The organism is Pseudoalteromonas sp. T1lg88 (assembly GCF_002964765.1).
Classification (GTDB): Bacteria; Pseudomonadota; Gammaproteobacteria; order Enterobacterales; family Alteromonadaceae; genus Pseudoalteromonas.
In genome coordinates, this window is sequence record NZ_PQCF01000007.1 from 1 (window position 1) to 17,795 (window position 17,795).

General features: G+C 49.6%; 22 protein-coding genes and 1 pseudogene. 8 read left to right on the forward strand and 15 right to left on the reverse strand.

The annotated features are described in order from the left end of the window. Positions 1–280: calcium-binding protein (locus C2M34_RS03890; protein WP_158681386.1), on the forward strand; the 280-nt coding region annotated here is incomplete at its 5' end. Between the two features lie 193 nt (positions 281–473). Here C2M34_RS03890 and mgtE read toward each other — a convergent pair. The 12 genes from mgtE to C2M34_RS03950 all read right to left on the reverse strand — a co-directional run bounded on the left by mgtE (position 474) and on the right by C2M34_RS03950 (position 9,725). Then, positions 474–1,832 carry a magnesium transporter gene (mgtE, locus tag C2M34_RS03895; protein WP_105200046.1) on the reverse strand — a complete coding sequence of 453 codons (1,359 nt, stop codon included), beginning with the start codon at positions 1,830–1,832 and terminating at the stop codon, positions 474–476. Positions 1,833–1,943: 111 nt separating this feature from the next. Beyond that, the gene (locus C2M34_RS03900; RefSeq protein WP_105200047.1) at positions 1,944–2,210 is read right to left on the reverse strand and encodes an HPr family phosphocarrier protein; all 267 of its coding nucleotides are present in this window, start codon (positions 2,208–2,210) and stop codon (positions 1,944–1,946) included. Positions 2,211–2,215: 5 nt separating this feature from the next. After that, entirely contained in the window at positions 2,216–3,061 is an 846-nt protein-coding gene (gene rapZ / locus C2M34_RS03905; protein ID WP_105200048.1) for an RNase adapter RapZ, read from the reverse strand. Between the two features lie 93 nt (positions 3,062–3,154). Then, positions 3,155–3,601, reverse strand: a complete 447-nt coding sequence (gene ptsN, locus C2M34_RS03910; protein ID WP_105200049.1) for a PTS IIA-like nitrogen regulatory protein PtsN — start codon at positions 3,599–3,601, stop codon at positions 3,155–3,157. 1 nt (position 3,602) lies between these two features. Beyond that, the gene (gene hpf, locus C2M34_RS03915; RefSeq protein ID WP_022945550.1) at positions 3,603–3,890 is read right to left on the reverse strand and encodes a ribosome hibernation promoting factor; all 288 of its coding nucleotides are present in this window, start codon (positions 3,888–3,890) and stop codon (positions 3,603–3,605) included. Between the two features lie 25 nt (positions 3,891–3,915). Then, positions 3,916–5,406: an RNA polymerase factor sigma-54 gene (locus C2M34_RS03920; protein ID WP_105200050.1), complete on the reverse strand. Its 1,491-nt coding sequence runs from the start codon at positions 5,404–5,406 to the stop codon at positions 3,916–3,918. 23 nt (positions 5,407–5,429) lie between these two features. Then, the gene (gene lptB / locus C2M34_RS03925) at positions 5,430–6,155 is read right to left on the reverse strand and encodes an LPS export ABC transporter ATP-binding protein (protein ID WP_105214886.1); all 726 of its coding nucleotides are present in this window, start codon (positions 6,153–6,155) and stop codon (positions 5,430–5,432) included. Next, a complete protein-coding gene (gene lptA, locus C2M34_RS03930; RefSeq protein WP_105200051.1) occupies positions 6,152–6,682 on the reverse strand; it encodes a lipopolysaccharide transport periplasmic protein LptA in 531 nt (176 codons plus the stop codon). Before lptA ends, lptB begins: the two co-directional genes overlap by 4 nt. Then, positions 6,672–7,226 (reverse strand): LPS export ABC transporter periplasmic protein LptC, encoded by a 555-nt coding sequence (gene lptC / locus C2M34_RS03935; RefSeq protein WP_105258132.1) that lies wholly within the window; start codon positions 7,224–7,226, stop codon positions 6,672–6,674. Before lptC ends, lptA begins: the two co-directional genes overlap by 11 nt. Continuing rightward, positions 7,223–7,774, reverse strand: coding sequence for a 3-deoxy-manno-octulosonate-8-phosphatase KdsC (kdsC, locus tag C2M34_RS03940; protein WP_105214884.1), 552 nt, complete (start codon positions 7,772–7,774; stop codon positions 7,223–7,225). Before kdsC ends, lptC begins: the two co-directional genes overlap by 4 nt. Beyond that, positions 7,774–8,742, reverse strand: a complete 969-nt coding sequence (locus C2M34_RS03945; RefSeq protein WP_105200054.1) for a KpsF/GutQ family sugar-phosphate isomerase — start codon at positions 8,740–8,742, stop codon at positions 7,774–7,776. Before C2M34_RS03945 ends, kdsC begins: the two co-directional genes overlap by 1 nt. 11 nt (positions 8,743–8,753) lie before the next feature. Then, positions 8,754–9,725: a calcium/sodium antiporter gene (locus tag C2M34_RS03950; RefSeq protein WP_105200055.1), complete on the reverse strand. Its 972-nt coding sequence runs from the start codon at positions 9,723–9,725 to the stop codon at positions 8,754–8,756. A gap of 203 nt (positions 9,726–9,928) precedes the next feature. Between C2M34_RS03950 and C2M34_RS03955 the strand changes: the two genes are divergently transcribed. The 7 genes and pseudogenes from C2M34_RS03955 (at position 9,929) to murA (ending at position 14,581) form a co-directional block, all read left to right on the forward strand. Then, positions 9,929–10,723 carry an ATP-binding cassette domain-containing protein gene (locus tag C2M34_RS03955; protein WP_105200056.1) on the forward strand — a complete coding sequence of 265 codons (795 nt, stop codon included), beginning with the start codon at positions 9,929–9,931 and terminating at the stop codon, positions 10,721–10,723. Next, complete coding sequence (gene mlaE, locus C2M34_RS03960; protein WP_442792512.1) at positions 10,723–11,511, forward strand: lipid asymmetry maintenance ABC transporter permease subunit MlaE; 789 nt, start codon at positions 10,723–10,725, stop codon at positions 11,509–11,511. The genes C2M34_RS03955 and mlaE overlap by 1 nt, the downstream gene beginning before the upstream one ends. A 12-nt stretch (positions 11,512–11,523) precedes the next feature. Further along, positions 11,524–12,078, forward strand: a complete 555-nt coding sequence (mlaD, locus tag C2M34_RS03965; RefSeq protein WP_105200057.1) for an outer membrane lipid asymmetry maintenance protein MlaD — start codon at positions 11,524–11,526, stop codon at positions 12,076–12,078. A 6-nt stretch (positions 12,079–12,084) separates the two neighbouring features. Further along, a pseudogene (locus C2M34_RS03970) lies at positions 12,085–12,761 on the forward strand (MlaC/ttg2D family ABC transporter substrate-binding protein). Beyond that, complete coding sequence (locus C2M34_RS03975) at positions 12,754–13,047, forward strand: STAS domain-containing protein (RefSeq protein ID WP_105200059.1); 294 nt, start codon at positions 12,754–12,756, stop codon at positions 13,045–13,047. Before C2M34_RS03970 ends, C2M34_RS03975 begins: the two are co-directional and overlap by 8 nt. Before the next feature lie 5 nt (positions 13,048–13,052). Next, on the forward strand, positions 13,053–13,310 hold the full coding sequence (locus C2M34_RS03980; protein ID WP_105200060.1) for a BolA family protein: 258 nt from the start codon (positions 13,053–13,055) through the stop codon (positions 13,308–13,310). A gap of 11 nt (positions 13,311–13,321) precedes the next feature. Next, positions 13,322–14,581: a UDP-N-acetylglucosamine 1-carboxyvinyltransferase gene (murA, locus tag C2M34_RS03985; protein ID WP_105214880.1), complete on the forward strand. Its 1,260-nt coding sequence runs from the start codon at positions 13,322–13,324 to the stop codon at positions 14,579–14,581. Positions 14,582–14,635: 54 nt separating this feature from the next. Here murA and C2M34_RS03990 read toward each other — a convergent pair whose 3' ends face one another. From C2M34_RS03990 to C2M34_RS04000, 3 genes are all read right to left on the reverse strand, one after another. After that, positions 14,636–15,718 carry a trypsin-like peptidase domain-containing protein gene (locus C2M34_RS03990; protein WP_105200062.1) on the reverse strand — a complete coding sequence of 361 codons (1,083 nt, stop codon included), beginning with the start codon at positions 15,716–15,718 and terminating at the stop codon, positions 14,636–14,638. A 104-nt stretch (positions 15,719–15,822) separates the two neighbouring features. Beyond that, positions 15,823–17,175 (reverse strand): DegQ family serine endoprotease, encoded by a 1,353-nt coding sequence (locus C2M34_RS03995; protein WP_105258133.1) that lies wholly within the window; start codon positions 17,173–17,175, stop codon positions 15,823–15,825. A 120-nt stretch (positions 17,176–17,295) separates the two neighbouring features. Beyond that, positions 17,296–17,748 carry a YhcB family protein gene (locus tag C2M34_RS04000; protein WP_105200063.1) on the reverse strand — a complete coding sequence of 151 codons (453 nt, stop codon included), beginning with the start codon at positions 17,746–17,748 and terminating at the stop codon, positions 17,296–17,298. Positions 17,749–17,795: the final 47 nt, after the last annotated feature.

Here is a 17,795-nt window from a genome sequence, read left to right on the forward strand (position 1 = left end):
CAACTTATTGCTGCAGATAGGCAATGAAGTTATTACTGTAGCCAACTTCTTTATCAATGATGGCGTAAGTGTGTATGCGTTAGATGGCATCCAGTTTGCTGATGGTACGCAATGGGATGTGGATACCATCAAAGCAATAATTTCGGGAGTAAGTATTCAAGAGTCTGGCTACGAATCGCTTGCACAATCGCTCACTACTTTCGGTGGTGAGAGTTATTCAAGTGCTGGTGACACACCCATTACGTTAAATGATACATTGCACTGGAACGATACGATGTAACAACTTGGATGGGAGCACTATAATTACTGTGATTGTGCTTAGTAGTTATCTATTAAGTACAATTTTCAGCAAAGTTAGATTTCAATTTCTGTAGATGAGTTAAAGGTGGCATACCATGGTTACTACGCCTTGAACTCGCACAAAAAAGCCCAGGTTGTCTGGGCTTTTTTGGTTTTCTATAAGGTTCAATGAACTAAATCAAGAACCAGGTCGCGGTGCCGAGGAAGGCGAATATACCGACTATATCCGTGACCGTAGTTAATACCACATTACCCGCCAGGGCCGGGTCGATATTCATGCGCTTGAGAATAAGCGGGACCACCGCACCGGCGATACCGGCGGCCAGCAGGTTCATAAACATGGCAAAGGCAATCACCAGACCTATGGTGATGTCCCATTTCCACAGGGCAATAGCACTGCCTATGAGTATCGCCCACAACACGCCGTTCAAGGCACCGATGGCCAGCTCCTTGGTCAGTAGGAACTTTTGGTTGGTCTCATTGACATGGCCTAGGGCCATACCACGAATAACCAGGGTCAGGGTCTGCGAGCCGGCAACGCCACCCATGGACGGCACTATGCCGTTAAGCACGGCTAAGAAGGGTAAAATACCCAGGGTGGTTTCGAAAAAGCTGGCCACAAAGGCCGCCAACATGGCGGTAAGCAGGTTTACACCCAGCCAGATAGAGCGTCGCTTGGTACTTTTCACAACCGGCGCAAAGGTATCTTCTTCATCATCAAGACCGGCCAGGCTTAACATGCTGTGCTCGGCACTTTCACGGATAACGTCAACGATATCATCGATGGTAATACGACCGAGCAGATGGGCTTGATCATCCACTACCGGGGCTGAGATCCAGTTATGACGTTCGAACAGTTGAGCCACTTCCGACTCGTCCATGCTAATGGGAATGACTTCGCATTCCTCGTCCATTACCTCGCGCACTATGGCGTCGGGCATATTGGTTAACAAGGCGGTAAGTGGCAGTGAGCCCAAAAAGCAGTTGTCTTTGTCGACCACGTAGAGCTCATCCGTGCCCTCGGGTAATTCGCCTTTAAGGCGCAGGTAACGCAACACGACATCGATGGATACGTCCGGGCGTATGGTCACGGTATCCGTGTTCATCAAGGCCCCGGCCGAGCGCTCCTGATAAGACAGCGCCGTGGTTGCCCTGTCTCGATCTTGGCTGTCCATCGCCTCGATTACGTCTTTATAAACGGGCTCCGGCAGGCTTCGCAGTACTTCACCGAGATCATCGTCGTCCATGTCCTCGGTCGCCGCGGCAATGTGCTCCGGCTCCATGCGCGCAATAATGCTAAGACGCACGTCTTCAGACAGCTCTTCGAGCACGTCACCCTGAACGTCGGGGTCGACTAAGGCCCAAAGCTTGGAACGGGTTTTATGCGGCGATGATTCGAGTAAAAGGGCGGTGTCACAGGGCGCTGTTTTTGCTAGAAGCCGACGTACATGAACAAATTGGCCGCTATTGAGTGCTTCAGTGATCTCTTGAAGTGGTTGCAGCGGATTTTCTTGTTCATAGGCTTCAGGCATAGGCTTCCCTTGTCGATAAAAATGGAAGAAACGCACCGATAAGCGAGCACTTACAAGCGCTTAGTAAGTTTACCTTAACTCAGACTAAGATACCAAAGGTAAATGAGGGAGCTATTCTTGTTCGTGAAACTTTTCTGCGATTAACTGCCCAATGGCAGCCAGAGCACCTTCTTCGTCGTTGCCCTCGCACACCACTTTGACTTCCTTGCCTTGGCCGCTTTCGAGCAAGAGTAAGGCGAGGACGCTGTCGGCCTCGGCGCTTTTCTCACCCTGATACAGGGTGATCTTGGCATCAAAGTTCATTGCCAATTGTGCCAGCTGTGAGGCGGCACGGGCGTGCAACCCCAGCTTGTTTTGAATAACAAAGGTGGCTTCCATCAAGTCTAGCCCTCCTGCTCGCGATGGCGGATTTTCACGTTAGGGTGAGAGTCCATAAAGCGCTCGCCCAAAGTTTGCGCCAGATACACAGAGCGGTGCTGGCCACCGGTACAGCCTATGGCTATGGTCAGATAGCTGCGGTTATTACGCTCTAAATGAGGTAACCAGGTTTGCACGAAGGTTTGAATTTGCCAGGTAAATTTTTGCACTATGCTATGGCTGGCAAGGTAGTCTTTGACCGGTTGGTCTAGGCCGGTTAAGGGCTTAAGTTCCGGCTCCCAATGTGGGTTAGGTAAAAAGCGGGCGTCGAACACATAGTCGGCATTTTTTGGGATGCCGTGTTTAAAACCGAAGGATTCAAAGGTGATAAGCAGTTGCTTATCTTTTTTACCCAGTACCTTTTCTCGTATCATCTCGGCCAACTGGTGAACACTTAACTCACTGGTATCAATGATAAAGTTGGCGTGAGTGATCAACACATCCAGTAGTTGTTTTTCTTCGCGGATGGCCAAGTCCAGAGGCAGGTTTTGCATCGACAGCGGGTGCAGGCGTCGGGTTTCTGAAAAGCGTTTGATCAGGGTCTGCTCGTCACTGTCGAGGTAAAACAGTGTCGGTTGTGAAAATTCTGGTAGGTAACCTAAGATATCGCTGAATTCTTGTTCTTCTTTGGGAAGGTTACGAACGTCTATGCTGACGGCAATTTTATCGTAATTGTCGGAAACGCTGCGCACCAGGGCGGGCAATAGGTTGACCGGGATATTATCGACACAATAGTAGCCGAGATCTTCAAGTACATGCAGGGCGACGGATTTACCGGAACCGGAGCGCCCACTGACAATAATCAAATCCATTTATCCACCCCTTGCCGAGCCACATGCTGGCATTAAAGTTAAACACTCGAACTTATCAATCGAACTTCTCAGTCGCACTGCCCATGTGGTGCCTTAGGCAACCATTAACTGGTACAGTTCCTGGTCACTGGTGACCGATCTTAGCTGCTTACAGAATTGTTTATCTTTAAGTTTATCAGCAATTTTCGCCAAGGTCTTGAGATGTTGATCGCATTGATCGCCTGGTACAAGCAGCGCCACAAAAATATCTACGGGGCGATTGTCGATGGCGTCAAAATTGATGGCTTCACGGTTGGTGACGATAATGGCCAGGGTATTCTCTATGCCTTCAAGGCGACCGTGTGGAATGGCAACCCCTTTCCCTATGCCAGTGCTGCCAAGCTTTTCACGAGCCAGAAGGGAATCCAGTATGGCTTGCTCACTGAGGTGGGGGATATGTTGGTGTGCTACCTGAGAGAGGTATTCCAACATTCTTTTTTTGCTATTAAAAAGGACCGCAGCCTTGCTGCAGTCCTTGGAAAAAAGTAAATCTAAGCTCATTTTAATGACGAGACAATTTCTCTTTATGTTTGATTACCTGGCGGTCTAATTTGTCAATTAAGCCATCGATCGCCGCGTACATATCCTGATGCTCTGCGGTGGCAAACAGTTCGCCGCCGTTTACATGAAGTGTTGCTTCTGCTTTTTGTGTGAGTTTCTCGATATCAAGAATAACATGCACATTATTAATGTGGTCAAAGTGACGCTCTAATTTGGCAAATTTACTATTTACATAGTTGCGAAGAGAGTCTGTGATTTCTACATGACGACCGGTAAGATTTAATTGCATAAGCATTTTCCTTCTTGTCTAACGTCTATATCAAGCTTTTACGTTGATTTGACGGTGGTATGGCCAACGATTCACGATATTTTGCAATCGTTCGTCGAGCCACTTTGATTCCTTGCTCTGCTAGTATGTCGGTAATCTTGCTATCGCTTAACGGTTTTACAGGATTTTCCGCGGCTACTAGCTTTTTGATCAATGCTCTAATCGCTGTGGATGAGCATTCACCTCCATTCTCGGTATTCACATGGCTGGAGAAAAAGTACTTTAACTCAAAGATCCCACGTGGCGTGTGCATGTATTTTTGTGTGGTAACACGAGAGATTGTTGACTCGTGCATTTCCACCATTTCTGCAACGTCGTTAAGGACCATTGGCTTCATTGCTTCTTCGCCATGTTCAAAGAATGCCTGTTGTTGCTGAACAATGCAATTAGTTACTTTAAGTAAGGTGTCATTGCGTTGCTCCAGGCTCTTTATAAACCATTTTGCCTCTTGCAAGTGAGAGCGAATAAATTGGCTGTCACTTTGTGATTTGCAGTTGCGACCCAGGGATGCGTAGTGATCGTTGACACGTATCTTCGGCATGCTGTCGGGGTTTAATTCCACCTTCCAGCGACCCTTGACCTTCTTCACCGATACATCCGGGATCACATACTCCGACTCTTCGCGCACTATGGTCGCGGCGGGCTTGGGATTCAGGCTGTGTATCAGTGTCATCACCTCTTTCAACTGGGCTTCTTTAAGCTTAGTCTTTTTCATTAAGGTGCGGTAGTCACGGTTACCAAGCAAATCAATATAATTACAAACTACCTCTTTCGTCTCGTTAAGCCAAGGGGTTTGAGGCGAAAATTGCTTGAGCTGGATCAACAAGCACTCTTGTAGTGAGCGGGCGCCAATACCAATGGGATCAAACATTTGAACTCGCTTAAGAACGGCCTCTATTTCGTCGAGTTCAATCTCTTCTTCCAGCTCATCATGGTTGATGCTTTCGAGCAAGTCCTCGGTGCTAACGGTAAGTAAGCCGTTGTCGTCGATGGCTTCGATAATCGCGGTGGCAATGGCTTCATCTATGGCGCTAAACGGGGTGAGGCGTAATTGCCACATCAGGTAATCGTGCAGGGTTTCTGTGGTTTCGCCTTGGTAAATAGACTCGTCATCGGGCATGGGCCCAGATGCAACCGGGGCGGCACTGATGTACTCGTCCCAAGATACGTCCATGGGTAGCTCATCGCTGATCGAGTCATTGTTAAGGGCGTCGCCGCTTTCAACTTCGTCCTGATTGCTTGTGCTGTTATTGCTTTGAATGTCGCTATCGCTGTCGGCCGCCGAATTTTTATCGCGTGGCAGGTCACTATCGCCGTAATGCTCTTCTTCGATTTCGAGCAAGGGGTTGGCATCAAGCGCTTCTTGAATTTCTTGTTGGAGATCCAAAGTACTGAGCTGCAACAGGCGGATAGCCTGCTGCAATTGTGGGGTCATTGTTAATTGCTGGCCTAGACGCAGCTGTAATGATTGCCTCATGTACTCTAACAATCCTTTTGTGATTAAAGCCTAAACTGCTCACCTAAATACACATCGCGTACTGTTTGATCTGCTAATACCTGCTGGGGAGTTCCAGATGCGATTAGCTCGCCATGGGAGACGATATAGGCAGTTTCACATACATCTAATGTTTCGCGCACATTGTGATCGGTAATAAGAACGCCAATACCACGGTTGCGGAGGTGTTCAATGATTTTCTTAATATCTAGCACCGAAATAGGGTCAACACCAGCAAAAGGTTCGTCGAGCAGAATAAATTTCGGGTTAGCAGCGAGGGCGCGGGCAATCTCCACACGACGGCGTTCGCCGCCGGACAGGGCCATGCCTAATGACTCACGAATATGCTGAATATTAAATTCGTCCAGCAGACCTTCGAGCTCGCTTTCACGGCCGCTTTTATCCAGGTCCTTACGGGTTTCCAAAATAGCCATCAGGTTCTGATAGACGGTCAATTTACGGAAAATAGAAGACTCTTGCGGCAAATAACCTATGCCTAAACGGGCGCGTGAATGCATGGGCAGCAGGGTGATATCCTGCTCATCGATGCTGATCACACCCTTGTCGCTTGGTACCAGACCCACAATCATATAGAAGGTAGTGGTTTTACCGGCGCCGTTTGGGCCAAGCAAGCCGACTATGCTGCCGGCTTTGACTTCTAGGCCCACATCCTTGACCACTTCACGGCCTTTATAGCTTTTTGCCAGCTTTTGCGCCTTCAGCGTGGTCATGGTTGTCCCTTCTCTTTTTGCTCGTCATTTTGCGGTGTGAGCGTGGTTCTTACACGGGTGCTCGAATCTTTATCTTTTTCGGCACTGATCAGCTGCTTGTTTATATCATAGCTGATCGTCTCGGCGACGATCTGTTGATCGGCCATGGCAATTTTGGCGGTGCCGGAAATCTGTAGCATTTGCGTGGCTACATCGTAGCGGATTTCCTTAGCTGAAGCGGTGATTTGCGTACCATCGTCCATGGTTTCGCTGTAGATGGCCGGGTTGCCGGTGGCAATAAGCAGCTGCTTGTTATCACCTAACTCAGGGCGACGGTGGGCCTCAAGGCGATCCGCCTTGATTTCTCGTTGACCATGAACAATGTGCACATTTTTATCAAAAATGGTGATGTTTTCTTTGATCAGCGCCTGCTGTTTATCGGCGTCGATCTGTACTTCCGTCACCGTGGCTGGTTGCTCTGCCCAGGCATTTACAGCGCCTAGTCCGAACCCCAAACCTATGATTAATGCTTTGAATTTACTGGTCATAATATACCGTTCGCGTATGTTTTATTAGTTCCACTATCTCTGTATTGATATCCGCTTTCAAGCCCTGACCTGTGATCAGTAGATCCGGCCCCCTGAGCTCAACACTTTGTTCCGATTCCATACGTTGGGCATCAATGTCTATTTGGATAGCTGCTGCTTGGACCTTTTCGATCATTGCCCCTGGTATTAAATTGGTGGCGATGACGTTGGTTTCCAAGATCAAAATATTATTATTGTAGAGCGTCGCCTCATCGGCGGTTACACGCCAACGTTCACCGTCGTTATAGAGGGTAAATACCGGCTTCTTGAAGTGGGTAAAACCCAGCTCGTCGAAGAGCTCCATATGTTCAGCATAGACGGTGTGGCTTAACGTCCCCTGATCGTTATAGCTGCTTTGTCTTAGTCCGGTGGCAATATAATCCGGGATAGAAATGGCATCGCTGCTGCTTTTTACCGTTTTTTCCGATTGCATATAATAGGGTGCCCATAGCCAGGCCATAAGCGCAATAAAAACGATGGATATCAGCACCCGCGCCATATTCATGAGCTGGTGCCCTCAGTGCCTAGGCTGCCGCCCTTGGCCAGTATCAGCAGGTCAGTGAGTTCGCGTACCGCACCAAAGCCACCTGGCAGCATAGTGGTGTAATGGGCAACACGTTTCACCAGGGGGTGCGCGTCATTAACGGCCACGGCAAAACCTACTTTTTCCATTACCGGCAAATCCGGGCCATCGTCACCTATATAGGCAACCTGCTCATCACTCAGATTAAGGGTTTGCTTGAGTTCGGCATAGGCATCGAGTTTATGCTCACGGCCCTGATAAATATAAGGGACGCCCAGGCTTTCCATGCGGGTTTGCACTATTTGTGACTGGCGGCCGGTGATCACCGCCACCTGAGTACCGCTATTAAGCAGCGCCTTAATGCCAAAGCCGTCTTTGGTGTTAAAGGCTTTGAGCTCTTCACCCTGATTGCCCAAATAAATACGGCCGTCGGAAAACACGCCGTCGATATCGCAGATAAGCAATTTTACCGCCTGCGCTCTTTGCCAGGCATCTTGCTCTATGGGCTGATACAAATCGGAAAATTGCATTAGAGCACTCCCGCACGCAGTAGGTCTTGCATATTCAGGGCGCCAATCGGGCGACTATCCTGATCGATGACGATCAGACCGTTGATACGCTTTTGTTCCATGATATTAAGTGCCTCGGCGGCCAGCATATTAGCGGTGGCCGTAGTGCAATTTGGTGTCATTACCTCGAGCAGGGCGGTGCTATGGATATCGATGCGTTGCTCTAGCACTCGGCGCAGGTCGCCATCGGTAAAGAGTCCAACCAGTTGTTGCTCATCGTTTATAACAGCCGTCATGCCCAGGCCCTTGCTGGAAATTTCCAACAAGGCTTCTTTAATGCTTTGTGATTGATGCGAACGCGGTACGCTATCGCCGCTGTGCATAACGTCGTTAAGCGTTAGCAATAAACGTTTACCCAGGCTGCCGCCGGGGTGGGACAGGGCAAAGTCATCGGCGGTAAAGCCCTTGGCTTCGAGCAGGGCAACGGCGATGGCATCGCCCATGGCTAAAGTGGCCGTGGTACTGGCGGTGGGAGCCAGGCCCAAGGGGCAGGCTTCCTGAGAAACGCCGATGCAGATATGCAGATCCGCCAGGGTAGCCATGCTTGACTGGGCGTTGCCTGTCATGGCCACCAAGGTTGCGCCAATGCGCTTAATCACGGGGATGATGCTGACAATCTCATGAGTCTCGCCGGAGTTAGAGATCAATAACACCACATCCTGGGCGGTGATCATGCCTAAATCTCCGTGACTGGCTTCTCCCGGGTGCACAAAAAAGGCCGGGGTGCCTGTACTGGCCAGGGTGGCGGCTATCTTGTTGCCGATATGACCTGACTTGCCCATGCCGACCACGATAATGCGTCCGGCGCAGGCCTTCATTAGCTCACAGGCCTGAATAAACTGCTCGTCCAGATGTTGTAGCTGTTCTTGAAGGGCAAGAACTTCTGTCTCTATCACCCGCTGGGCGGAAGCGATGTAGCTTTGTGTCATATACGCTTACTCTATGCTATCTGACTAAAAATATATCCTTGGTAGGCAAAAAATGCGACCAGCAACATGCCTCCTTCTAACCTGTTGATGCGTCTGGCACCACGAAAGTTCAAACTCATGGCAATTAATACTATGGTCGCGGCTATCATCACCAGGGCGTCGCGGTTGGCTGCAGCCGGGTCAATCACAGCAGGGTTAAGAATGCCAGCAAGAGAAAGCACGGCAAGGATATTGAATAGGTTTGAACCGACGATATTACCCAGGGCCAGGTCGTCTTCGTTTTTTAACACCCCGGCCACACAGGCGGCAAGCTCTGGCAAACTGGTGCCAATGGCGATAATGGTGAGGCCGATTACCAGGTCGCTAAGACCAAAGAATTGAGCGATTTCCACCGCCGAAGAAACGATAAAATGCGAACTGACCGGCAGTAGTATCAGGCCCACAACCAGCCACAGTGAGGCGGTTTTGGTGCTTACGTCTTTAGGGATTTCATCACAGGCTTCGCTGACAAAGGGGTCGTCTTCAGTATTCTTGTGCTGGCGTGAAATAACGATAAGAAAAGCGATAAAGGCGACAAAGCCGGCCAGTAGCAACCAGCCTTCTACACTGGAGAAATAGTTGTCGGTAAACATGTACCAGGCGGCCACAGAGACCACAAAAACCAAGGGCATTTCCCGTTTAAGTGTTACCGAGGACACTGACAGCGGGCGCAACAGGGCGGTGATACCCAGCACCAGCAGAATATTGGTTATATTTGAGCCCACAGCATTACCGACCGCAGTATCGGTTTTATCCGCCAGCGCCGCTGACGCCGACACCATCATTTCCGGGGCGGAAGAGCCCATAGCGACTACGGTTAAACCTATGATTAAAGCGGGTACGCCAAGGTTGCGTGCCAAAGCCGCGGCGCCAAAGACAAAACGGTCAGCACTCCAAACGAGAGCGACAAAACCGGCGACGAGAATGGCAAAAGAAGTGAGCATGAGTGCAAAGCCAATGAGTTAGAAAAAATACTGGCGCAAATAGTATCAAAAGCCGTTGTAATTGTGTAAAAAAACGCACCTAATTTGTCGTCATTACAGCTTTGTTGAATGATCTTACAAATTTTTACAGATTCTTTTTTCCCTCGGCGCAAAAAAACTTTAAAATGTCGGGTCACATGATAGAAGAATAGTGGGAGAGCGACTTGTCGCAACCAATCGTTGAAATCAAGGATGTTACCTTCAAACGCGCGGAGCGTGTTATCTATCAGAATATGAGCCTAACCATTCCCAAGGGGAAGATCACTGCCATTATGGGTCCCAGTGGTATAGGTAAAACCACCTTGCTGCGGCTGATCGGCGGTCAGCTCAAGCCAAATAGTGGCGATATTCTTTTTCAAGGTCAAAGCATTCCCAGCATGAATCGCGCAGCGTTATACAAGGCGCGCACGAAAATGAGCATGCTGTTCCAAAGCGGCGCCTTATTTACCGATATGTCGGTGTACGACAATATCGCCTTTCCACTGCGCGAGCATACCCAGCTAAGCGAAGAATTAATCCGTCTTATTGTCTTAATGAAGCTGCAAGCCGTGGGTTTACGTGGTGCTAAAGACTTAATGCCCGCAGAGCTCTCTGGTGGCATGGCCCGTCGTGCCGCACTAGCGCGCGCTATCGCCCTGGACCCGGAATTCATCATGTACGACGAGCCGTTCGCTGGGCAAGACCCTATTTCCATGGGCGTGCTGGTGAAGTTGATCCGCTCGCTTAACAATGTTCTTGGGCTGTCGTCCTTAATCGTTACTCATGATGTGCCCGAGGTAATGAGCATCGCCGATCACGTGATTATCATCGCTGAAAAAGGGGTGATAGGTTGTGGCAGCCCGGATGAGCTGCGCAAGCATGAGTCGCCTCTGGTGCAGCAATTTTTACAGGGCTTATCCGATGGTCCTGTGCCATTTCATTTTGATGCTCAGCCTTATGAACAGGAGTTAATGTCATAATGTCAGCCTTGCTCGAGTTTTGGCAGCGCCTGGGGCATAAAACCCTGAGCCGCTTCGCCTCTATGGGCCGTGCTACCTATATGTTGTTAGGTGCTTTAATAAGCATGCCTAACTTTCGTAAGGGCACGCCGCTGCTGATCCGCCAGCTTTACATGGTGGGTTTCTTATCTCTGATTATTATTGTGGTATCCGGCTTGTTTATCGGCATGGTATTAGCGTTGCAAGGTCATACCGTGTTGGTGGATTATGGCGCCGAAGACAGTTTGGGGCCCTTGGTGGCACTGAGCTTATTGCGTGAATTAGGCCCTGTGGTTACAGCGCTATTGTTCGCCGGGCGTGCCGGCAGTGCGTTAACTGCAGAAATTGGATTAATGAAGGCCACCGAACAGCTTACGAGTCTGGAAATGATGGCGGTGGACCCTTTGAAACGGGTTATTGCACCGCGCTTTTGGGCGGGCATGATCAGCATGCCAGCGCTGGCACTCATCTTCTCTGCGGTGGCCATTTTAGGGGCGCATTTAGTCGGCGTTGATTGGCTTGGCGTTGACCGCGGTAGTTTCTGGTCAATTATGCAATCGCAGGTGTCGTTCGAGAAAGACATACTCAACGGCATCATTAAAAGCTGTGTATTTGCCTTAGTGGTGACCTGGATAGCCTTGTACAAGGGTTATGACTGCGTCCCCACATCGGAAGGGATCAGCAAAGCGACAACGGAAACCGTTGTCCATTCTTCACTGGCCGTGCTTGGCTTCGATTTTATTTTGACCGCCGTGATGTTTGGCGGCTAAAGGATTAACACCATGAATTCGAGAAAAATTGAAATTTTGGTCGGCTTGTTTGTCTCTCTGGGCATTGCCGCGCTTGTTATGCTGGCGCTCAAGGTAGCCAATGCGGGTTTAAGCGGCAGCAATGGCACTTATTCATTGCAGGCTAAGTTTGAAAATATAGGATCACTAAAATCTCGTGCACCTATCAAGGTGGGCGGGGTGGTTATCGGCCGTGTCGAAACCATTCAGGTGCACCCGAGTGAGTTTGTGCCTGTGGTCTATATGGCCATAGATAACGCCTATGAATGTAAGTTTTCCGATGCCACTTCGGTATCGATTTTGACCTCGGGAATCTTAGGTGAGCAATACTTGGGCCTTAACCCGGTTATTGCCAGCAACCAAGCGCAGCAGGCCTGTTTGGGTAATGCTGTGGCCGAGTCGCAACAAGATGATGAGTTATCAATTGACGCCATCTTTGGCGTGCAGTCAAAAGCGTTAAAGGACGGCGATATGATCACCGATACCAAGTCTGCCTTGGTGTTGGAAGAGCTAATCGGCCAGTTTCTATTCAATCAAGGTAGCGAGTAGGTAGTTATGGATAAGGTTTTCAGTTTCGTAGCAGGATTAGTTTTGCTGCTAGCCCCTCAGGCGCAGGCGGTGGAAGTTGATTTAAGCGACCCATATAAAATGGTGCGCCAGGTTGCAGATCAAACCTTTAAGCGTATCGAACATGACCAAAGCAAGATTGCCGCCGATAAAGAGCATCTAAAGGTGATAGTGGAAGAAGAGCTTCTTCCTTATGTCGATTATAAGTATGCCTCTTATCGCGTGCTGGCGAGCTATATTCAAAAGGCGCGTAATATCGAAGACCCTGAGGAGAAAAAGCAGGCCATCGAAAATATTAAGCGCTTTATGGATGTGTTTAAGGATTATCTGGTAGCCACTTATGCCGGTGTATTTACCCAATACACTAACCAAACCGTGGAATTCGACAGTGCGAAAGAGTTCGGTAGCGATACTGTGGTAGTGGTAAAAACCACGATTAAAGATCCGGGTAAGCCAGACATTGATATTGGCTTTAAAGTGCGTAAGGATAATAGCAATCAGTGGCGCCTTATGACATGATAGCCGAAGGCATTAGTTTGCTTGATGCCAAACAAAGTGAGCTGCATGGTATTTTACGCCAGGAAGGCATTGAACATGTCATTGATTTACTAGAGAAGAAAAGTAAACTGCCAGTTCAGTTTCGTGGTGAAGGTGGCAATGAGTAGCCTGACCTTATCACAACAAAGTGATGACCAATTTACACTTAGCGGTGAATTAACCCGATATAGTGTTGCCGATAAGACCTTGGTACAGCAGCTGCTCGCCAGTGGCAGTACAAAGGTAGCACTGGATTTAAATGACGTTAGTCACGTTGATACCGCTGGGTTGGCCTGGTTATTAGACAGCTTGTCGCAGCTTCATAAGCAAGGTAAAGAGTTGCGATTACAGCATATCCCTGAACAGCTGCAAAAGTTGATGCAACTGGGTCAGGTCGACAAAATTTTTGAGTGAGAGTAATGCAAAGCAGTCAAGTTGAAGCTTTATTGAAAGACGAGCTAGGGCTCGAAGAAGTAATAGTTAAAGTTGAAGGTACCCACTATCAGGTGATCGCCGTGGGTGACTGCTTTGACGGGTTAACCCCGGTCAAAAAACAGCAGTTGGTGTATAAGCCACTGATGGAGCAAATCTCAGATGGCACCATACATGCTGTGACTATTCGTGCCTTTACGCCAGAACAGTGGCAGCGTGAACGCAAATTTATCCTTCCGCAATAACAGGCACAGTAATGGATCATTTTATTATTCAAGGTGGCACCCCGTTAAGCGGTGAGGTGACCATTTCCGGGGCGAAAAATGCCGCCCTGCCCATACTATTTGCAGCCCTTTTAGCTGATTCTAAAAGCTGCTTTAGCAATGTTCCCAAATTACGCGATATCACTACCACGGAAGCCCTGCTAAAAGAGCTGGGTGCCGAGGTGTATTGGCAAGACGACAAGCTTATCGTCGATGGCGCTACGGTCGACAACATCCTGGCGCCGTATGAATTGGTAAAGCAAATGCGCGCCTCGGTCTTGGCCCTAGGCCCTTTATTGGCCCGCTTTGGTAAGGCCCAGGTTTCTTTGCCAGGCGGTTGTGCCATAGGCGCCCGTCCGGTCGATATCCATATTCAAGGCATGCGCCGCATGGGTGCACAGATTGAAGTGGAAAACGGCTATATTCACGCTCAGGTTGATGGTCGTCTTAAAGGTGCGGAAATCTTTATGGATACAGTGAGTGTAGGCGCTACGGAAAACTTGCTGATGGCAGCAACCCTGGCGGAAGGTAAAACCATACTGGAAAATGCCGCCCGCGAACCTGAAATCAGCGATCTTGCTAAGTACCTGAATAATATGGGTGCCAAGATCAGCGGTGCCGGCAGCAGCCGCATCGAGATTGAAGGGGTTGAGCGTTTAGGCGGTTGCGAGCATTCCATCTTGCCTGACCGTATCGAAACCGGCACCTTCTTGGTTGCTGCGGCCATGGCTAAAGGCGATATCCTGTGTAAGAACACGGATCATTTGAGCCTGGAGCCAGTAATTGAAAAGTTACGCGAAGCCAATGCCCATATTGAGGTCACTGAGAATAGCATTTATCTGGATATGCGCGATCGTGAACTTAAAGCGGTCAACATTAAAACCTTACCGCACCCGGGTTTCCCGACCGATATGCAGGCCCAGTTTACCGCCCTAAACGTGGTAGCCAAGGGCAGCGCGACTATTACAGAGACCATCTTTGAAAACCGCTTTATGCACGTACCTGAGCTGCAGCGCATGGGTGCAGACATCCGCCTTGAGGGCAATACCGCCATTTGTGGTGATACCCCTAAATTAAGCGGTGCGCGAGTGATGGCCACGGACTTGCGTGCCTCGGCCAGTTTGATTCTTACCGGTATTATCGCCGAGGGCGAAACTCGTGTGGATCGCATCTATCACGTTGATAGAGGCTATGAGCATATCGAGGATAAGCTGACCGCGTTAGGCGCTAACATCAAGCGCGTAAGCGACTAACTGCGAACATAAAAAAAGCTGCCTGATGGCAGCTTTTTTTTTATATCAATAGCATTACATGCGAGTTTCCAGCTCGGCCACGGTAACCGTAAGCTTATGTAGTTCGCCATCGCGGTAGAGTTCAACCTCCAGCTCGGTGCCCGGGTTGGTATTGGCAATACGCTCTAGGCTTTGCTGTATATTGCTGACCGAGTGGCCACCCATACGAATAACTATATCGCCTTCTTTTATACCCGCCTGCCAAGCCGGCCCAAGGGGGTCGAGCTTATTAATGCGCATGCCAGCTATGGCCATCTTATTATTGGTGACATCGCGCCCTTGTTTATCTACGGCTGTGACATCCATACCCATATAACCGCGCACCACACGGCCGTAGCGGATCAACTTATCCATCACGTCTTTGGCCAAGGAGTAGGGCACAGCAAAAAAGATCCCTTGAATATCCAGGTTGCTACGGGTTTTAAACTGGGCCGAGGTAATACCCACCAGATCGCCATGGGAATTAACCAGGGCGCCCCCCGAGTTACCGACGTTGATGGCGGCATCCATTTGTAACAGGCTTGAGTGTGAGCTGTCGGTGAGTCGCTGCTTACCCGTGGCACTGATAATGCCCTGGGTAATGGTTTGCCCGAGATTTAAGGGGTTACCTATAGCCAGGACCACATCGCCAACCTGGGGGGAAAAGGTTTCATCAATGGGAATGGTAGGCAGGCTTTGTGCGTTTATCTTTAACAGGGCCAGATCGGTGACGGTATCAAAACCCACCAGTTGCACATCACTAAAGTGGCGGCCATCGCTGAGCATCACCATGATCACATCGGCGCTATTGATAACATGGTAGTTGGTAAGAATATAACCATCTGCGCTCATTACTACGCCGGAGCCAATTTCCGATACCGTGCTTTGTTGCTGCATGTAACGGGGTTGAGTAGAAATGCGTTCGGAATAAACCGTGACCACGGCGGGTGCGGCGCGTTTTACGGCAGTGGCATAGCTCATATGTGAGCCGCTAAAGCCGTCGCTTGCCAACATTGGCAGTAAGGCATCCCGCAGCGAGGGTGTGGCCAGCACCATAATAAAGGCGAGCCCCAAACCGCTCAGCAGCGGCACGAGCACAAATCTGATTTGTTTTAGCACGAAATTAATAATTATTATTAGTTTGTTGAGCTAACAATGATGGCACAGAAGTAACAACAGCGGCAAGGGCGCCGCTGTTGAATTGTTGCAAGTCGAGGTGGTGCTTACTGAATCGGAGCGAAGAAGGTGCTGTTACCGCGGCGCACTACAAGCACTATATTGCCTTTAATATCGGCTATGGTGCTGGACAGCTCTCGCACTGTTTCTACGCGCTGGCGATTCACCTGAGTGATGATATCGCCTTCCTCTAAGCCGATACGGGCGGCAACCGAGCGGGGATCGACGCTATTGACTATCACGCCTTTGACGCCGTTGCGTTTGCCCGACTCAAGCTCGGCACCGGCCAGTGCCGGGTGCACTTCCGCCGCTTCTTTGGCGATATCACCGGCGGCGGCCAGGGTGACGTCCACTTCGATTTCATCGCCGTCACGATAGAGGCCGATTTCCACTTTCTTACCTTCGCCCAGGGTCGCTATTTTACCCTGTAGCTCCTGGAAGCTGCGTATATCATTGCCATTGACGCTGATGATCACATCGCCCGCCTTGATACCGGCCTTTTCAGCGGCCGAGTCTTCGACCACGCGCTCAACCATGGCGCCGCGCTTCACATCAAGATCCAGGGCTTCGGCGTAACCGGCATCCAGCGTGCGTCCGGAGATCCCCAGCGAGCCACGGCGTACCTGGCCAAACTCAATGATCTGATCGACCAAGTTCTTCATCATATTTGAAGGAATGGCAAAGCCGATGCCCACGTTGCCACCTGAGGCGCCGAGGATGGCGGTGTTGATGCCGATCAGCTCGCCCTTAAGGTTCACCAAGGCACCACCAGAGTTACCCTGGTTGATGGCGGCATCGGTTTGAATAAAGTCTTCGTATCCTTCAATATTGAGGCCGCTACGGCCAAGAGCACTGACAATGCCCGAGGTGACCGTGTGACTTAAACCAAAGGGGTTGCCTATGGCCACGGAGAAGTCGCCGACGCGCAGCTTGTCTGAGTCGGCCAGTTTAATTTCGGTCAGGTCTTTGCCTTCGATTTGCAACAGGGCGATATCCGACTCTTTATCGGCGCCAATCAACTTGGCGGCAAATTCACGGCCGTCTTCTAAGGTCACCAGCATTTCTTCGGCATCGTCGATAACATGGTTGTTGGTAACTATATAACCGTCATCGGCATCTATGATCACGCCTGAGCCTAAGCCGCTAAAAGGGCGCTTTTGCGAGCGAGGCTGAGGGCGACCAAAGAAGAAGTCGAATGGGTCGACACGACCACGGACTTCCTTGGAACCTGAAACGCGAATACTAACAACGCCAGGCGTTACGCGCTCTAGCATAGGCGCTAGGGTGGGAAGTTGTTGACCATCAACGGCAACGGGTAATTTTGCCTCGGCAAGGCCGGGCTGCATAAAAAATGTGGCCGATAAAATTGCGGCACTGAGAACTGATAACTTCATTTTCATAGTATAGACAAACTCCAAAAGAGAGGGCCGCGAAGCAGCCCGGTACCTATAAAGCTATTTTCTATACTGACTATGGGGATGCTAAATTAGTTCCTCAAGGGTAGAACGACTGCTTATTTATCAAGCAGATTGTCTTTGTTCAACATCCTTTTTCTCGCCTCGAAACAGTCCGGATTCACCGGCGGCATAGTCGGCCGGCTGGCTGTCATGGACTATGTTGCTGGAGTGGCGCTCTGGACGCTGACTTAATGATGCCTGCAGTTGTTCCGTGGTTTCTTTAGAGAAAAACGGCTGGCTCTCACCCAGGTCCTTTTTGCTCAGCAATAAATGGTCGCTTTGCTGCACATGATGAGCCAACTGCTCATAGTTGTCTTTTAATTTATTGATCAGTCTATTAGTGCTATCCAAGTGGTCAGCGACGTCCTGGCGATATTGTTCCAGCTCGTTTTGTGCTTTTTCAGCTTGTTGCTCTAATTCTTCCTGCTTAAAGCGTTTTTTTGTAAACAAGCCACCAACAAAGAAGCTGCCAATGGCAATAATGATTACAACTCCAATCCAAGTAATAGTGGACATAGATTTCCCCTTCTGAAAACTTTCTTAGCCAAATATACGCTTTGTTA

What these genes read in the sequence shown, in the direction of transcription:
- C2M34_RS04000 (WP_105200063.1), bottom strand. Translation starts at nt 17,748, where the DNA reads ATGTCCACTATTACTTGGATTGGAGTTGTAATCATTATTGCCATTGGC.
- mlaD (WP_105200057.1), top strand. Translation starts at nt 11,524, where the DNA reads ATGAATTCGAGAAAAATTGAAATTTTGGTCGGCTTGTTTGTCTCTCTG.
- C2M34_RS03945 (WP_105200054.1), bottom strand. Translation starts at nt 8,742, where the DNA reads ATGACACAAAGCTACATCGCTTCCGCCCAGCGGGTGATAGAGACAGAA.
- hpf (WP_022945550.1), bottom strand. Translation starts at nt 3,890, where the DNA reads ATGCAATTAAATCTTACCGGTCGTCATGTAGAAATCACAGACTCTCTT.
- C2M34_RS03950 (WP_105200055.1), bottom strand. Translation starts at nt 9,725, where the DNA reads ATGCTCACTTCTTTTGCCATTCTCGTCGCCGGTTTTGTCGCTCTCGTT.
- C2M34_RS03975 (WP_105200059.1), top strand. Translation starts at nt 12,754, where the DNA reads ATGAGTAGCCTGACCTTATCACAACAAAGTGATGACCAATTTACACTT.
- kdsC (WP_105214884.1), bottom strand. Translation starts at nt 7,774, where the DNA reads ATGCAATTTTCCGATTTGTATCAGCCCATAGAGCAAGATGCCTGGCAA.
- C2M34_RS03920 (WP_105200050.1), bottom strand. Translation starts at nt 5,406, where the DNA reads ATGAGGCAATCATTACAGCTGCGTCTAGGCCAGCAATTAACAATGACC.
- rapZ (WP_105200048.1), bottom strand. Translation starts at nt 3,061, where the DNA reads ATGGATTTGATTATTGTCAGTGGGCGCTCCGGTTCCGGTAAATCCGTC.
- lptA (WP_105200051.1), bottom strand. Translation starts at nt 6,682, where the DNA reads ATGACCAGTAAATTCAAAGCATTAATCATAGGTTTGGGGTTCGGACTA.
- mgtE (WP_105200046.1), bottom strand. Translation starts at nt 1,832, where the DNA reads ATGCCTGAAGCCTATGAACAAGAAAATCCGCTGCAACCACTTCAAGAG.
- lptC (WP_105258132.1), bottom strand. Translation starts at nt 7,226, where the DNA reads ATGAATATGGCGCGGGTGCTGATATCCATCGTTTTTATTGCGCTTATG.
- C2M34_RS03995 (WP_105258133.1), bottom strand. Translation starts at nt 17,175, where the DNA reads ATGAAAATGAAGTTATCAGTTCTCAGTGCCGCAATTTTATCGGCCACA.
- murA (WP_105214880.1), top strand. Translation starts at nt 13,322, where the DNA reads ATGGATCATTTTATTATTCAAGGTGGCACCCCGTTAAGCGGTGAGGTG.
- mlaE (WP_442792512.1), top strand. Translation starts at nt 10,723, where the DNA reads ATGTCAGCCTTGCTCGAGTTTTGGCAGCGCCTGGGGCATAAAACCCTG.
- ptsN (WP_105200049.1), bottom strand. Translation starts at nt 3,601, where the DNA reads ATGAGCTTAGATTTACTTTTTTCCAAGGACTGCAGCAAGGCTGCGGTC.
- lptB (WP_105214886.1), bottom strand. Translation starts at nt 6,155, where the DNA reads ATGACCACGCTGAAGGCGCAAAAGCTGGCAAAAAGCTATAAAGGCCGT.
- C2M34_RS03980 (WP_105200060.1), top strand. Translation starts at nt 13,053, where the DNA reads ATGCAAAGCAGTCAAGTTGAAGCTTTATTGAAAGACGAGCTAGGGCTC.
- C2M34_RS03900 (WP_105200047.1), bottom strand. Translation starts at nt 2,210, where the DNA reads ATGGAAGCCACCTTTGTTATTCAAAACAAGCTGGGGTTGCACGCCCGT.